This window comes from Okeania sp. SIO2F4, assembly GCF_010672385.1.
GTDB lineage: Bacteria > Cyanobacteriota > Cyanobacteriia > Cyanobacteriales > Microcoleaceae > Trichodesmium.
Genome location: NZ_JAAHGT010000155.1, coordinates 1 through 13,805, shown reverse-complemented (window position 1 = coordinate 13,805; position 13,805 = coordinate 1). Strand labels below are relative to the sequence as shown.

The following is a 13,805-nucleotide window of genomic DNA, read 5'->3' as shown; positions in this document are numbered from 1 at the left end:
TTAATTATAGCACAATTAAATTTGGTGCGCAATATGTTAAAACGAGAAAGAAATAGCGTTTCAGACTTAAAGGTACATTTGGTCTGTGTAACCAAGTATAGAAAAAATGTGCTAACAGCAGAAGGACTAAAATTAATCAAAGATTCATTTGAGACTGTAGCTAAAAAAATGAACTTCAAAATATTAGAGTTTAACGGAGAAACCGACCATATTCATGTAGCTATAGAATATCCACCCAAACTATCTGTATCTCAAATAGTTAACCATCTCAAAGGTGTTTCTAGCCGACTATATGGAGCAGCAGGATATAAAAAACCTCACAAAACTTCATTGTGGAGTCCTTCATATTTTGTAGCTTCTGTTGGAGGCGCTCCACTTCAAACCCTTAAACAATACATCCAAGGAGGAAAGTCCCCCTTTTAGGGGGAGGCTTGAAACCCATTTTTTCGGTCAAATAGCTGTCCTCAATGCCTGTCCAAATCCAGATATTCTTGTCAATAATCCAGGTTGTTTCCCTTCAGGTGATTTTTCAGATTGGAATAGAAAAGACTATATTAATTCTGTAATCGCAAATACAATTACATCTATTGAAATGATTGAAGCCACCATCAATGGAATGATCGAACGTAAATTTGGTAGGATTGTTAATATCACTTCTAGAACAACCAAAACGATAGTTGAAGGATTGGGTTTGTCAGGCGCAGCCAAAATTGGTCTTATTGCATTTGTTGTAGATATTTCTCGTCAAAGTATACGTAATAATGTTACTATAAATAATCTTTTGCCTGGTTCATTTAATACAAATACTTTGGAATCATTTATAGAAAAAAGAGCTGATAAAATAGGTCAAACAAAAGAAGCAGTTAAAGCAAAAATGATAACTAAAAACCCTGCAGGTCGATTTTGTGAAGCGAGTGAATTAGGGGATTTATGTACATTTTTATGTAGTGTTCAAATGGGATACATTACAGGTCAAAATTTTCTTATAGATGGTGGAACATATCCAGGAATCTTTTAAAATTAGAGTAATATTTGATGTAGGGTGGGTATTGCCAAAAGTGAACTTATGTAGGAATATAACTTAAATTGTGAGATATTGGATATTTTTAGGGAATAGGTAAGAAAGAAAAAACTGTATCTTATACCAATTGCATATCAAAATTTTCTTATAGATGGTGGAACATATCCAGGAATCTTTTAAAATTAGAGTAATATTTGATGTAGGGTGGGTATTGCCAAAAGTGAACTTATGTAGGAATATAATTTAAATTGTGAGATATTGGATATTTTTAGGGAATAGGGAAGAAAGAAAAAACTGTATCTTATACCAATTTCATAAAATATTGCTACAGTCACGACACAGGGAACAGGGAACATATAACAGGTATGGAATGAAAGAAAAAAAGAAGAAAAAAAGAAGAAAAAAAGAGTAAAAAAGGTTGAATTTTTACAATTTATGGAATTTATAATTTTTTATTGTAGGAATAAATCATAAATTAAGATGTAACTGCCTATGCATGAATTTGGTATTATTTCTAGACTTTTAAGGAATAGTCAAATTATGACATCTAATTCCTGATTGCTATAGTAATAGTAAACTCCACCAATAGAGCATTTGATATTGACGACAGCCGAAACGCAGAATTAGCTATAATTATGAAAAACAATTGGCAGTGATTATGAGCTACTGTATTAATCCTAATTGCTCTGACCCAGAAAATCATAATAATCCTTTATATTGTACAGCTTGTGGCTCAAAATTATTAATAGAAGGGCAATATCAAGTTGTCAAAAAACTTAGCGAAGATCGTGGGGTAGCTATCTACGAAGTACAAGTACAAGGAGAAGAAACTACTGAAATTCTCAAAGTATTACATATAGATCGTCAAGAATTTATTTCTCAATTTCAACAACAAGCGAAGGTATTAGCAGAACTTAATCATTCTGGAGTTCCCCAAGTAAAACCTGGTGCATATTTTACATTTTTGCCGAGAAATAGTAATCAAAAATTACACTGTTTAGTTATAGAAAAAATTCCTGGAGAAAACCTACAAACTTGGTTAGCAAAAAACAATTCACCTCTTAATCAAGAATTAGCTCTCGAATGGTTAACTCAACTCATAGAAATATTAGACTTATTACACAAAAAACAATTTTTTTATCAAAATATTCAACCGAGTAATATTATTCTGCGCCCCAATGGGCAATTAACATTAACTAATTTTTCTCTAGAATTACAGTCAGCAGAATCAGATTTTGTTGCCCTAGGATATACCTTTATTTACTTGTTGACTGGTCAACTGCCATCGACATTCTTAAATTCTGATACTAATACATTAAACTGGCGAAGCCAACTTCCTAATATTTCACCAAAATTAGCAGATTTTATTGATTATTTAATCTCACAAAAACAGGAAAAAAATACTCAGATACTCTTACAAAGATTAGCAAGGTTAAAAGATGATTCATCTCAACCATTAATTTCCCAAAAATCTTATCCAGTTAAGAGAAAGTTATTCTTAGGCACTGCGATTTTATTACTGGGATTAGGTGCAATTCAAACTTTTAGTCATTTCCAACAGAGATTAAATCCTGAACGAATTTCTCCAGAAAATCAGCAAAGGCAAATTGAATATGACAAACTAGAGAAACTTTTTTCTCAAAATAAAGGAAAATTTATAGTAGGAGGAATAACTTTAATCCTAGCGATAGGAGGCAGTCATTTTGTTGGTTATTTTCGGATTCATCCCAAATATTTAAGGTTAAGTTTGCCAAACGGAATTTCCTTAGAAGAAACTTTGAGTACAGATTCAGAAAGAGTTTATTCTGTAGTTATTAGTCAAGATGGAGAAATTTTAGCTTGTGGTAATGGTGATGGTACTATTCAAATTTGGCATCTGGAAATAGGAGAAGAATTAGAAATAGAAGAATTAGGCATAATTGAAGGTCATACTAATGATGTAGTAGCGATCGCTATTAGCAAAGATGGAAATATATTAGCTAGTGGTAGTTATGACGGCACTATTAAAATTTGGCATTTAGAAACAGAAACAGAACTAACTTTACAAAGTCATTTTATGCGAGTTACTTCTATTGCTATTAGTCCTGATGGAGAAAAATTAGTGAGTGGCAGTAGCGATGATTCGATTAAAATTTGGCATATACCTACAGGGAAAATGCTACATACTTTCCGGGGTCATTCTGACAGTATTTATGCAGTTACTATTAGTCCGGATGGAAAAATTTTAGTTACAGGTAGCCACAATAATATTAAAACTTGGAATCTCGAAACAGGAAGAGAAATTGACACATTAGTCGGTCATCACGGCAGAATTTTATCTGTTACTGTTAGTCCTGATGGAAATAAAATAGCTAGTGGTAGTACCGATAAAACTATTAAAATTTGGCAGCTAGAAACAGGAAAACTTTTACGCACTTTACGCGGTCATGCTAATGAGGTTAATTCTGTAGTTATTAGTCCGGATAATCAAACTTTAGTTAGTGCAAGTAACGACCATACTATCAAAATTTGGCATCTAGAAACAGGGAAACTTTTACGCACTATTAGAGGACATTCTCGGTGGGTTAGTTCCGTTGCATTTAGTCCTGATGGAGAAATTTTAGCTAGTGGTAGTTTTGATCAAACTATTAAACTTTGGAAATTGGGATGAGAAGATTTCAGTTATCAGTTATTGGTTAAAAGAATGTAGTCTATTCTGAAAAAAAATTAAACTTTCGTTCCTAATTTTATGTCCCCCGTAAAATTCTATTTATGCTACTATTAAGTATCAGGACTTATACCAATTTTATAAATGTTTGTTACAAATGGTAGGGACGTTTCGCTATGCGACATGAAACGCATTTTTGTTATGCAACGTCCGTACAGAAGAAGGAATAAACAAGAAGGAAGAAGGGATAAAAAATGAAAAAAAGAGGAAAACAATAGATATAACTATCTAAAATAAATTGGAGCCGCTATTTTCCAGCACATCCGATCGAGAGCCACTTTTTTGTAGCATTCTTTTTTCAAATTGGTATTACGCAAATTTACTATATATAGAGTTTAAAAACTATAACGTTATAGTTTTTAACGCTATATATATGGTTTCTGTGTAAGTCCTAAAGTATATTAAAATCCAGTAACGGTTACTTACAAAAAAAATCAGGTAACTGAAATGACATTCATAAAAGAAACAGAAATTATTTATCCAGAAAGTGACGGTTTACCCTTGGCAGACAACACCATTCAATTCCGTTTTATTACTACTATTGTGGGAGGTATTGCTGGTATCTATAAAGATAACCCTAATGTTTTTATTGCTGGAGACTTATTTTGGTATCCCAAAGAAAGACAACCTTGGGTAAAACAAGCTCCCGATGCCATGGTAGTTTTTGGTCGCCCTCAAGGAGATAGACGTTCCTACAAACAGTGGGAAGAAGAGAATATTCCTCCTCAAGTAGTATTTGAAATTGCTTCTCCTAGCAACACTATTACTGAGTTGGAAGTAATAAAGTTAGAGTTTTATTCTGAATATGGAGTGGAAGAATATTATGTGTACTATCCAGAAACTGGGAGATTAAAAGGATGGTGTCGTCAAGGAGAAGAGATGATTGAAATAGAAGAAATGGAGGGTTTGGTAAGTCCGAGAATCGGAATTCGTTTTGAAAAGGAATGTAAAGAATTAGAAATTTATCGACCAGATGGGGAACGTTTTGGCACTTATTTAGAAATTCTGGAGCAGAAAGAACAGGAAAGACAAAATGCCGAACGGGAAAGAGAAAATGCCCAATGGGAAAGAGAAAATGCCCAACGTGAAGCAACTGCACGTCAACAAGTTGAACGAGAAAGAGATTTAATTATTCAACAGCAGCAAGAAGCTATTCCTCGTTTATTAAGTATGGGTTTAACTGCCGAACAAATTTCAAATGCTCTTTCCTTACCTTTGGAAGTAGTACAGAAGTTTATAGATACAGATATTTAGTTCATCCAAAAATGAAAATGTCTAAGTAACACTAACTTTCACTGCTAGCTTGCCTTGCGACCAAGCATTAATGCGATGAGCGCAAGACCTCCTATAATAGAAGGTTCTGGAGTTGACATTGGTTCTGTCGGAGCTGTTGCATCTGGTTCAGAGGCAGCTCCCCAAATATTCTCTGAATTCAAGCCTGAGATTTTCCTCACGAAAGTTCCAGCACCAGTTTCTATATTGAGTGCAAGTTGATTTCCATTTGCAGTATAGCCAAATAGGGTTCCATCATCACCAAAAGCAAGACCATAAACTGTGCTGAAACCAATATTACCAACCTTTGTGGCTGCACCATCTTGTGTAATACTCCAGAGCGAGTCTCCGCTAGAAGTTGCCCAAAACAAATTGCGAGCTGCATCAAATACAATATCCCCACTACTTGAGAAACCTGAGATAGAAGATATAAGCGATGCTTTTCCAGAACTGGTGTTAATAGAGTAGAAACCTGAACCACCTGAACCGTAGAGAGCGCCATCATCGGTAAAACCTAGTGCATTAAGAGTTGCTCCTAAATTACCAACGTAGTTATATGTTCCTGTATCTAAATTTACAGAATATAGTTTGCTGAAGGTAATACCCCAGAGTTCGTCGAGAGGATCGAGAGCAATATCAGTAAAAGTTGGGGTTGATGCAAGCTGAGTGTAAGACCCAGTTGAGTCATCGATGGCGCCGATTTGATTACGGTTCGTTGACACATAGAAAGTTCCAGCTTGAGCAGAGGTTGTCAGTGTAGATGTAGCTGCGACACTTAACAGTAAACAGGATAGTAATTTTTTCATAGAGTTATAGATTTGTTAATATTTCAAGCATTTGAGCGATCGCTCTAACAGATACTGATAGATAAACCCAATTTTTCAACTAGAGTTCCTAAATTTGGCTTGTTGGGTTCCGCTTCTCATTTCTCCAAAAATACTGATTTAGGAAAATCAGCATAAGGGTTTGCTAACCTTTTATAGAAATGTTTATTAGAGTATTGCCAATTTTTGACTTGTATAAGTCAGTCTCAGCAACTTAAATTTGTTTTAAATTATGCCTGAAAACTTTTGAACTTACTATAGAGAAAATACTTGATTTTTTCATTTTTTTTAAACTTGCAACTCCATAATATCCCTGTTAATTGCTGAAGAAAGTAGTGAGACTTGCACAAATTTTACTTAGACTTTTGGAGGGTGACTCACAAACCAGGAGTAGCCAAACAAACTAAGCAGATAATTTGTTTTAGTGATGGTAAAGTTGTTAATTATAACTTAACTTCTGAAAACCTGCATAGTGGGAGTTAATATATTTTCTGGGCATAAAAATGATTGAAAGTCATTCTAGGCAAGGGAATTACGTCAAAGCCCTAAAAATGGCTAGAACTCTTGTTCATTAATGGATAATGGATATCTGCTTTATCTTCTACGCTTTTATAAAATACTAATCCTATCTCTTTAGCAATCTTTTTTGCTTTTTTCAGATACTTGTGAGCTTGTTGCTGTTGTTCAGGATTAACTTGTAAAATAGTTATACCCAGATAATAGTAATTATCGGCTTGCATAGAGAAAAATTCAGTTTCTCGCAGTAACTCTTCTAACTGTCTATATTTTGCTAGAGCTTCTGAATATCGACCTTGAGTATAAAGCCAATTAGCATAACATTTCAGCGGATAAGCTCTTGACCATTTTTCGCCTTGATTGACAGATAAATCTAAGGCTTTTTTATAACATTCTTGTGCTAATTGTATTTGCTTTTTGCCAGAGTAATAAGTTGCTAATTCTAAAGCTAATAAACAATGTTGATTATTATCTTCTTGTTTGAGTAATCTTTGGGTTAAATCTAAAACCTTCTTAGCTACTTCAAAAGATTTCATTGCATTAAAACATCTAGCAATATTCCAGAGAATATTAAACTTTTTAATCCGGTCTCCCAGCTCATTTTGATTATATTTTTGAAAGAATGTTTGAACTTCCGCTATTTGCTCAATTTGAGGATTAAATAGTAATCGAAATAGTTTTTTCAACTCCCTTTTCAACTCTTGAGTAATGCCACCGAGTTTGGCATAAGCTGCTGCTGCCAGGAAATAACGTAAAGCTTTTCTAGGTCTATTTTTTTCCAAATAAACTGCTCCTAAACCATAAACTGCCAGAGCTTGCCAATAATTTTTACCTGAATTTGAGGCAATTTTATTAGCTTGTTGACAAGCAACTTCAGCCTTGTGTAAATTCCCTTGATAACGATAAGCTTTACCTGCTATTGAATAAGCAGAAATCCGAGCAAAAGTAACTTGTTCCTCTGACTCAGATTTTTGGCTAGTAATGGCGAGAATTTGCTCACTAATTTTCAGTGCTTGGCTATTCTTACCAACTTCTGAATAAATTGTTCCTAGAGGAATAAAAAGGAGAGATTTTTTTATTCCTGATAAGCGATCGATAATTTTTTCACTACTAGAAATAAACCGCGACATATTATTCCACAGATTAGCTGTACCCCGAAGATTTTCAATTTTATCTGCGCCTAAAACCTGAAACAATAAAACATTACAACACTCCTCAAAATCTCCCATAACTGCCAAATGTTCAATAGCTTCAAAAACATATTTCAGAGATTTTTCCGAGTCAACTTTTTCAGCTTCATAGAGTTCGAGATAAAATTGGGCAGCAGCGCGGTTAGCCAACAACCATTCCTTAGACTGCTGCTTTTCATTGCTAATTTCCTCCTTCAACCTTTCCTTAGCTTTAGCTTGCATTACCGGATGGAGGTAATAACCACCGTCATCCCATCCAATTAACGCGCGATCGCGTAAAGCTTTAATGACTCTTTCTCGACGGGATATTGGTACATCCCACAACAAACATAAAAGCGCTCCTTTTGGTAAAGTAGGAATTTCTTGATAGCGGTAACATCCTAAGCGACAAAGGAGTTGATAAGCTTGGTGATAATCACCCTTGAGTTTGTCAAACTGCCCTTCAATCAGGTTTTCCAAAGTAGGGTCGAGCAGTAAGTCGTGGCGATTTTCTTGCCAATATGCGTGTAAATTTCCCTCAAAGTCGAGGCGAATAGCATTGGCAAGAATACACATTGCTTCAGCATTACCAGCATAACCGTGGTGCATTTCCTTTAAAGCAGCAGTATCTATCTCCACCTGGTGACTGCAAAAAAACTCTTCCCAAGCGACCTCACTCAACCCTGCCAAACGATAAATTTCTACCAGAAAACTAGATTCAAATAATTGTTCGCGACTGGTGAGCAGGGTGACAGAGTTTAAACTGGGGTTTGCTAGCATCCTCAATAATTCTGCGTAACAGCGATGCTGAGAAATAAAACTACCTCTTTGCAACGCTGTTTCCAGACGGTCAATGAGTATGCCAATCTTTTGTTTACTACTTTGGAGTTTACGTCGCAACCGATCTAAAGTAATCCCAAATTCTCTTCCCGGCTCTTCTCCAAAATAACATTGCAACCATTCCTCTATTACCAACTCCACCGAGATAATATTTTCTCTCTCCATCGCAATATGCAATTTGATCGTCAAATCAAACCCTTGAGTATCAAAAAAGTAGCGAGCTAAAGTAGTTTTACCTATACCCCCTTCCCCTTGAATGAGAATCAATTTAGCCCCTTGAGCAATGAGTTGGTTAAGGTCATTAATAGCCTCTTCGCGTCCGACAAAATTGGAGTCTGGAACTATAGGTCTGCTTTGTTCGACTACTTCTTGCCAATTAACATTGACAGCTTCACAAATATCTTGAAAAGTTTGTTTTTTAATTGGTTCTCTGCGCCAAAACCTCCTCAAGGTTGCTTCGGAGGTATAAGCAACTTGTAACCATTGGGGAGCAGCTTTCGTCCAGTTTTTCCTGATTCTAGCCTGCTCCACTATTTTTAGTCCTTGTGGAGATGCTCTGAAGCCCATAATTTTTACTTCCGACTGTGTTGATATGGCAAGATTCTGCTCATGCCTAGTTATTTGGTAGTGCCCCAGGGTAGTTCAAGACTTGAACTTTGCGAGATGATTATGTTGTCTATACTACTTTAAGTTTACGGTTTTGCTCAGTTGTGCAGGGTAATTGTAAACAAATTTAACAATTTGAATAGGTAACTGAACAGATTGAATAGGTAATTGAACAGATAGGTGAACAGAAAAATGAGCGATCGGGGTGGGATGGCTTCTGTATTGTTAAGAATAATGGGAATTAGACAAAATAGAGTCATAAAATAGTCTCAGGTGTTCGGTAGAACAAAAAAAAATTGCCCTATTTAGAAAGATTCAAAATGAACAAGTTTTCAATTAAAGGTTTGCTAGGTATTTTGACTTTATTAGGAGCAACTCAATCTCCTGTACAAGCAGCAACAATGAAAGGATGGTTTGAGATTAGTGGTAAAGCGTCCTACTATGGCAATACTAAAGCTGATATCTATGCCTCTTACAATATAGAGAAAGATAGTCAAGATATGTTTAAATCTGGCACAATAAAATTCACCCAAAAAGATGCAGAAAAAAATAGTTTTGATAAATGGAATGGATGGGAAACAAAAGATATAAAAATAACAGATGTCAAATTTGGTAACTATTGGAATATTGAAAAAATCACTTTTAAAGACACTATGTTTGACCCCAAACCTCCATCTAGTTTTATAGATATGGGGATTGAAGGTATGATTGATGTGCTAAAGCAAACAGGCACTATTACTGATAAATACACAAGAAAAAAAGATAATCGAGATTTCTCACACACTTTTATGATTGATAAGATTAGCAATACAGATTTTGCTAATAAAAATAGACCTAGTTTTCCTCCTGTAGGAAATCCTAGTGGAACGCCCGAAGATAGTCCAATGTTAAGTGTTCCTGAACCCACATCAACCCTAGGACTACTAGCATTAGGTAGTATTGGTGCAGGTTCAATGGTCTTAAAACATCGCCAAAAACGCTAAGAGACTCTTTGTAAAGTTGTGTAAGGGAAAGCGTTGGCGGAGCCTAGCGGCAGCTGTATCGCCTTTTGAATTGTAACAACTTGGTTATTTATCCGGTGAGTTTGCACTCTGCACAACCCAATTTACAAGGGGTAAAAACACTTCATAATTCTTTACAAACAACCTCTAAGGGAGCTAAAAAAAAACCCAATAAATAACTTTGTGAGAAACCTGCTACATTTCTACTGATCTGGCAGGCTTAATTTCTGGCAATAGATTTTTATTGATTTTCTCAAGTACGATTGCTGATCTTATAGGGTGCGTTAATGAAATGTTCTGACTCAACTGCATGGTGGTAAATGGTGGGAGGTTTCTGGTAGAGGCGATCGCTACATACTAAAAACCGAAAGATAATAAACTGAAAATTGCCGAGATTGTTAATATTTCTTTCATGGTGGGCAATGGTTTGTGAGAATAATTTAGATGTTATTACTGGCTATTTTTGGCAAGACAACTTCCAGTAACGCAAGAAACTTCAATTAAATAGTCAACTGGAACAAAATTAGAAACCACGAAAGTGTATTTGCCTGTCTGCTCTAAAGCTAATTCAAATCTGACACCATGTGAGCTTTGAGAAGCAAGAGTCTTTCCTTCGGGATCGATGACTTCAACTATATTTTCATTGTCATTTCCAACATCAGAAGGATTGACACTACTAACTCTAAAGATTATGCGATCGCCAGCAGTCCCTTTGAGACGAAAAATATCGGAATCTCCGCTTCCTTGTAAGCTACAAGTCAAGAGGTCTCCATAATTAACTACCATGTCCGTTGGTTCAGGATCGCATTTTTTTGAATCTTCTGCGTATGTCGGTTGTGGGAAAAAGAGGGCAGATGCAGCCAGGATTAGCAAAAGTTTGTACGGGAGTTTCATAATTGTCTCCTGAATTATAATTAATACAGGACTTACGTAAAGTTACTATATATAGAGTTCAAAAACTATAACGTTATAGTTTTTAACGCTATATATGTGGTCTGGTGCGTAAGTCCTATAATACATGATATAGTAATAAATTTGGCCTTCTGTAAAAGCTTATAGTCAGGGGAAAACTGTGATTCGCCTGCGCGATCGGTTCCGGAATCGCAACTTTCATGCAGCAAAACCCCGTCAAACTATCAAAAGTCTAACGGGATAACCTATACAATTCTAGATTAACTTAACAGCACGCAAGCCAAACATTAAAACTGTAGCTACACCTAAAAAAGCAACAAACAATACAAAAAAAGCAATAATTCCTTCAACAGTCATTAACTTTTCTCCAAAATGGCGAATAAAACTATAAAATTAAGTCTAATATTTATTGTTAAAAATAGCAAAGTCTTAAACTACTCATGGCATCCATAACTGTTCAACTTCCCCAAAAATCCTATGAAATAGCGATCGCTCCTGGCAACCTTGACCAACTTGGCCAAAAAATGGAACCCCTCAAGTTGGGTAAAAAGGTCTTGCTAGTCTCTAACCCAGAAATATTTGCTCATTATGGCGAAAGAGCGATCGCTTCTCTCCAACAAGCAGGTTTTGATGTCTCTCACTGCACCCTCCCCGCAGGAGAAGAATATAAAACTCCCCAAATTCTTCACAATATTTACGATGCAGCTTTAGCACATCGTCTCGAACGGTCTTCGACGATGGTTGCTCTTGGTGGTGGGGTAGTTGGAGATATGACTGGGTTTGCTGCTGCGACTTGGTTACGCGGTTTGAATGTGGTGCAAGTTCCCACTTCTCTTTTGGCGATGGTAGATGCTGCTATTGGAGGAAAAACGGGAGTGAATCATCCTCAAGGAAAAAATCTTATCGGTGCTTTCCATCAACCACGTCTAGTATTAATTGACCCAGAAGTATTAAAGACTTTACCCATCCGAGAATTTCGGGGGGGGATGGCAGAAGTAATTAAATATGGAGTAATTTGGGATGCGGAATTATTTGCCAAAATGGAGAATAGTCAGGGTCTTGATGAAATTAATAATTTAACACCAGGGTTATTAGAGGAAATCTTGATTAGGTCTTGCCAAAGTAAGGCAGATGTCGTGGCAAAGGATGAGAAAGAGTCGGGGTTAAGAGCAATTTTGAATTATGGTCATACTGTCGGTCATGCAGTGGAGAGTTTGACTGGTTATACCGTCGTGACTCATGGGGAGGCGGTAGGTATTGGGATGGTAGGAGCAAGTCGGTTAGCAGTAGAGTTAGGAATGTGGGATGAGGTGAGCGATCGCCGTCAGTTAGGTTTGATAGAGAAAGCTAGTTTGCCGACCAAGTTGCCGAGTGGGTTGAATATTGAGGATATTTTGGTTTCTTTGCAGACGGATAAAAAGGTAAAAGCAGGTAAGGTAAGGTTTGTGTTGCCTACTGGAATAGGAGTAGTGACAGTGACAGATAAGGTAAGTGCGGATGTTTTGAGGGGAGTATTGGCAACGATGAGCTAAAAAATAAAGTCAAAATTTACGTTATTTTACAACAAAAGTTTATTCTATGATTTAGTGGTTGACGAACTTTTCAGTTCGGAAAATGCCACTTAATTTGTTTTATATTTCTTATAACAAAATGCTAGTTTTTAAATTGAATAAATTATTTAAAAAGAAATAAATTAGAATGCACTACATTGAACACCCTGTTGGGGAATTAGTAGTTACTCAACGCAATTCTGATGGCTATATTAATGCAACTAAATTAGCGAGAGCATATAAAAATAAAACAGGAAAGTACAAAAACCCCAATAGTTGGTTTGAAAAGGATAGAACAAATGAATATGTAGAACTTTTATCGGATAAAACAAAACTTGAGGTTTATCACCTTGTGGAAAAAAAAGGAGAAGGTTATTTCAGTTATCAGTTATCAGTTATCAGTAACTCTAGCTGTTTGCGCAGCATTCCGTAGGAAAGCTTCGGGATTGATATAAGGAATAGTCTCTTTTTTTTATCCCTTTAAAAAGGGAGGCTTTAGACCACAATTTTTCGGTAAAAATCAAGAAGTTTGGATTCATCCTAAACTTGCTGTTTCTTTTGCTATGTGGCTCTCGCCTGAATTTGAAATGATGGTGTCTGAGTGGGTCGAGCAATGGCTTTTCGCAGGTCAAAAACCTGTTACTCAGGAACCTAAACCTATAAATTTACACCCTTACCAACGTGTTTGGTACGAACGCTTAAGGTTATTTGAGGAGAAAACTAAACTACCAACAGGTACATGGTGTATTTTTGAATAAATTGGTAAATTAATGAGGAATTTGGAATCTAAAAATGTGCTTTTACATGATAGAGCAACTATTGACATTTCAGTAGGTCTGACTTGGTGTCATTGGCTAATACAGAACGGATATGAAACAGATTTTGAACAATATATTCACCATTATCCAGATAAAAGAGGTGAACGACTTGCAAATATTTATCCCTATGAATTACTGGGATAATTTCATCAGTGGCTAGAAGAAACTTACATCCCAGAAAGATTTCCTGAATATGTCATAAAATTTGTTACTCCAGAAGAATGTCAGCTAATTTCACAACCTATTGGTTATGAAGTTAAACCAGTTTTAAAAAGACTTAAAGCCAAGGTTTAGTCTCAAAAATAGAGGAGAGTATTATCAGGGATGAGTTAATTCAGTTATTAGTTATTTGAACAATATATTCACCATCACCCAGATGAAAGAGGTGAACGACTTGCAAATATTTATCCCTATGAATTACTGGGATAATTTCATCAGTGGTTAGAAGAAACTTACATCCCAGAAAGATTTCCTGAATATGTCATAAAATTTGTTACTCCAGAAGAATGTCAGCTAATTTCACAACCTATTGGTTATGAAGTTAAACCAGTTTTAAAAAGACTTAAAGC

The 13,805-nt window shown here is 35.8% G+C and carries 14 protein-coding genes; 10 read left to right on the top strand and 4 right to left on the bottom strand.

Annotation, left to right across the window (positions count from 1 at the left end; translation table 11 throughout):
- The first annotated feature begins 33 nt into the window (after window positions 1–33).
- From tnpA to F6K22_RS12465, 4 genes are all read left to right on the top strand, one after another.
- Window positions 34–423 carry an IS200/IS605 family transposase gene (tnpA, locus tag F6K22_RS12480; protein WP_375340155.1) on the top strand — a complete coding sequence of 130 codons (390 nt, stop codon included), beginning with the start codon at window positions 34–36 and terminating at the stop codon, window positions 421–423.
- Window positions 362–1,018 carry an SDR family oxidoreductase gene (locus tag F6K22_RS12475; protein WP_293097798.1) on the top strand — a complete coding sequence of 219 codons (657 nt, stop codon included), beginning with the start codon at window positions 362–364 and terminating at the stop codon, window positions 1,016–1,018. Before tnpA ends, F6K22_RS12475 begins: the two co-directional genes overlap by 62 nt.
- Window positions 1,019–1,679: 661 nt before the next feature.
- Window positions 1,680–3,671 (top strand): WD40 repeat domain-containing serine/threonine-protein kinase, encoded by a 1,992-nt coding sequence (locus F6K22_RS12470; protein ID WP_293097796.1) that lies wholly within the window; start codon window positions 1,680–1,682, stop codon window positions 3,669–3,671.
- Window positions 3,672–4,175: 504 nt separating this feature from the next.
- On the top strand, window positions 4,176–4,982 hold the full coding sequence (locus F6K22_RS12465; RefSeq protein ID WP_293097793.1) for a Uma2 family endonuclease: 807 nt from the start codon (window positions 4,176–4,178) through the stop codon (window positions 4,980–4,982).
- Between the two features lie 44 nt (window positions 4,983–5,026).
- On the opposite strand, the gene F6K22_RS12460 is transcribed toward F6K22_RS12465, so the two are convergent.
- Entirely contained in the window at window positions 5,027–5,806 is a 780-nt protein-coding gene (locus F6K22_RS12460; protein WP_293097790.1) for an NHL repeat-containing protein, read from the bottom strand.
- 360 nt (window positions 5,807–6,166) lie between these two features.
- Between F6K22_RS12460 and F6K22_RS12455 the strand changes: the two genes are divergently transcribed.
- Window positions 6,167–6,307, top strand: coding sequence for a hypothetical protein (locus tag F6K22_RS12455; RefSeq protein WP_293097787.1), 141 nt, complete (start codon window positions 6,167–6,169; stop codon window positions 6,305–6,307).
- Window positions 6,308–6,369: 62 nt separating this feature from the next.
- On the opposite strand, the gene F6K22_RS12450 is transcribed toward F6K22_RS12455, so the two are convergent.
- Window positions 6,370–8,880 carry a tetratricopeptide repeat protein gene (locus tag F6K22_RS12450; protein ID WP_293097784.1) on the bottom strand — a complete coding sequence of 837 codons (2,511 nt, stop codon included), beginning with the start codon at window positions 8,878–8,880 and terminating at the stop codon, window positions 6,370–6,372.
- A 395-nt stretch (window positions 8,881–9,275) separates the two neighbouring features.
- On the opposite strand from F6K22_RS12450, the gene F6K22_RS12445 reads away from it, so the two are divergent.
- Complete coding sequence (locus tag F6K22_RS12445; RefSeq protein ID WP_293097781.1) at window positions 9,276–9,938, top strand: PEP-CTERM sorting domain-containing protein; 663 nt, start codon at window positions 9,276–9,278, stop codon at window positions 9,936–9,938.
- Between the two features lie 468 nt (window positions 9,939–10,406).
- On the opposite strand, the gene F6K22_RS12440 is transcribed toward F6K22_RS12445, so the two are convergent.
- Window positions 10,407–10,850, bottom strand: a complete 444-nt coding sequence (locus tag F6K22_RS12440; RefSeq protein ID WP_293097777.1) for a hypothetical protein — start codon at window positions 10,848–10,850, stop codon at window positions 10,407–10,409.
- A 273-nt stretch (window positions 10,851–11,123) separates the two neighbouring features.
- Entirely contained in the window at window positions 11,124–11,225 is a 102-nt protein-coding gene (gene petL / locus F6K22_RS12435) for a cytochrome b6-f complex subunit PetL (protein ID WP_293097775.1), read from the bottom strand.
- A gap of 83 nt (window positions 11,226–11,308) precedes the next feature.
- Here petL and aroB point away from each other — a divergent pair, with 83 nt between their 5' ends.
- The 4 genes from aroB to F6K22_RS12415 all read left to right on the top strand — a co-directional run bounded on the left by aroB (window position 11,309) and on the right by F6K22_RS12415 (window position 13,380).
- Window positions 11,309–12,400, top strand: coding sequence for a 3-dehydroquinate synthase (gene aroB, locus F6K22_RS12430; RefSeq protein ID WP_293097773.1), 1,092 nt, complete (start codon window positions 11,309–11,311; stop codon window positions 12,398–12,400).
- Window positions 12,401–12,566: 166 nt separating this feature from the next.
- Window positions 12,567–12,851 (top strand): KilA-N domain-containing protein, encoded by a 285-nt coding sequence (locus tag F6K22_RS12425; protein ID WP_293097771.1) that lies wholly within the window; start codon window positions 12,567–12,569, stop codon window positions 12,849–12,851.
- 25 nt (window positions 12,852–12,876) lie between these two features.
- Entirely contained in the window at window positions 12,877–13,176 is a 300-nt protein-coding gene (locus F6K22_RS12420) for a KilA-N domain-containing protein (protein WP_293097801.1), read from the top strand.
- Between the two features lie 12 nt (window positions 13,177–13,188).
- Window positions 13,189–13,380, top strand: a complete 192-nt coding sequence (locus F6K22_RS12415; RefSeq protein WP_483244131.1) for a BstA C-terminal domain-containing protein — start codon at window positions 13,189–13,191, stop codon at window positions 13,378–13,380.
- Window positions 13,381–13,805: the final 425 nt, after the last annotated feature.